The 238-nt window shown below is 67.6% G+C and carries 1 protein-coding gene; it reads right to left on the reverse strand.

The features are described 5' to 3' along the window. Window positions 1–238: exodeoxyribonuclease III (locus LO50_RS23535; protein ID WP_044316555.1), on the reverse strand; the 238-nt coding region annotated here is incomplete at both ends.

Raw genomic sequence — 238 nt, forward strand, 5'->3', positions numbered from 1 at the left:
CGTTGTAGTCGCCGGCCAGCACCACCGGATGGCCGCTGGCGAGCAGGCCGGCAGCGTGCTCGATGAAGCGCTCGAACCAAGCCAGCTTGTAATCGAACTTCGGCCCCGGCTGCGGGTTGCCGTTGGGCAGGTAGAGGCAGGCAACGATCACACCCTGCACGGCCGCTTCCAGATAGCGGCTGTGGCTGTCATCCGGATCGCCCGGCAGCCCGCGGCGGATCTCCAGCGGCTCGCAATC

Origin of the sequence: Stutzerimonas stutzeri, assembly GCF_000935215.1 — a bacterium.
Classification (GTDB): Bacteria; Pseudomonadota; Gammaproteobacteria; order Pseudomonadales; family Pseudomonadaceae; genus Stutzerimonas.